The sequence below is a fragment of the Streptomyces silaceus genome (genome assembly GCF_001419745.1).
In the GTDB taxonomy this organism is placed as follows: domain Bacteria; phylum Actinomycetota; class Actinomycetes; order Streptomycetales; family Streptomycetaceae; genus Streptomyces; species Streptomyces silaceus.
This window is the reverse complement of record NZ_LIRJ01000684.1, coordinates 1-1,429: the sequence shown is the minus strand read 5'-3', so window position 1 is coordinate 1,429 and position 1,429 is coordinate 1. Positions and strand designations below refer to the sequence as shown.

General features: G+C 74.8%; 1 protein-coding gene. It reads left to right on the top strand.

Translation table 11 applies throughout. From position 1 onward, the window contains the following. Window positions 1-1,380: bifunctional 3'-5' exonuclease/DNA polymerase (locus AOK22_RS38640; RefSeq protein ID WP_055703294.1), on the top strand; the 1,380-nt coding region annotated here is incomplete at its 5' end. Window positions 1,381-1,429: the final 49 nt, after the last annotated feature.

Here is a 1,429-nt window from a genome sequence, read left to right as displayed (position 1 = left end):
CCCCCACCCCGCGCCGCCGCGCCCGGCTCCCAGGACTCCCTCTTCGAAGCCCGCCCCGGCGGCGCCGACGTCTCCCTCCAGGATCTCGTCGACGTCTACGCCGAGCAGCAGCGAAGACACGACGCCGGCGCCCACCCCGGACGCCTGCGCCTGCTCACCGCCTCCGAGTCCGCCGGCATGCTCGTCGCCGCGGAGATGAACGCCGCGGGTCTGCCCTGGCGCGCCGACGTCCACCGCGCCCTCCTGACCGAACTGCTCGGCGAGCGGTACGCGGGCAGAGGCGAGCCCCGCCGCCTCGCCGAGCTGGCCGACGAGGTCTCCGCGGCGTTCGGCCGCCGCGTCCGCCCGGACCTGGCCGCCGACGTGGTGAAGGCGTTCGCGCAGGCCGGCATCAAGGTGAAGTCGACCCGCCGCTGGGAGCTGGAGGAGATCGACCACCCCGCCGTGAAGCCCCTGATCGAGTACAAGAAGCTGTACCGGATCTGGACGGCCCACGGCTGGAGCTGGCTCCAGGACTGGGTGCGCGACGGCCGCTTCCGCCCCGAGTACACCCCGGGCGGCACGGTCAGCGGCCGCTGGACGACGAACGGCGGCGGGGCGCTGCAGATCCCGAAGGTCATCAGGAGGGCCGTCGTCGCGGACCCCGGCTGGCGGCTGGTGGTGGCCGACGCGGACCAGATGGAGCCGAGGGTCCTCGCCGCGATCTCCCGGGACCGCGGCCTGATGGAGGTGGCGGGCAGCGAGGACGACGACCTGTACACGCGGCTGTCCGACCGCGCGTTCTCCGGCGACCGGGAGCACGCGAAGATCGCGCTGCTCGGCGCGGTGTACGGACAGACGTCGGGCGACGGCCTGAAGAACCTCGCCGCGCTGCGCCGCCGCTTCCCGCTGGCCGTCGCGTACGTGGACGACGCGGCGAAGGCGGGCGAGGAGGGCCGGCTCGTGCGGACGTGGCTGGGCCGGACGAGCCCGCCCGCGGCGGGCGCCGGGGAGGACGACGAGGCGGGCATTCCGCAGGAGGGCCCGAGCGACGGACTCCCCTCCGGGGAGAGCGAGTTCACGCCCGGGTACGCGTCCACGAACGCCCGCGCCCGGGGCCGCTTCACCCGCAACTTCGTGGTGCAGGGCAGCGCGGCGGACTGGGCGCTGCTGATGCTCGCCGCCCTGCGGCGGACCATCGCCGAGGCCGGGATGCGGGCGCGGCTCGTGTTCTTCCAGCACGACGAGGTCATCGTGCACTGCCCCGCGGAGGAGGCGGAGGCGGTGGCGCGCGCGATCCGGGAGGCGGGGGATCTGGCGGGACGGATCGCGTTCGGGGAGACACCGGTCCGCTTCCCGTTCACGACGGCGGTCGTGGAGTGCTACGCCGACGCGAAGTGACCCCACAGCACAGCCGCCCCACCAGCACCGCAGCACCGCAGCCCCACCA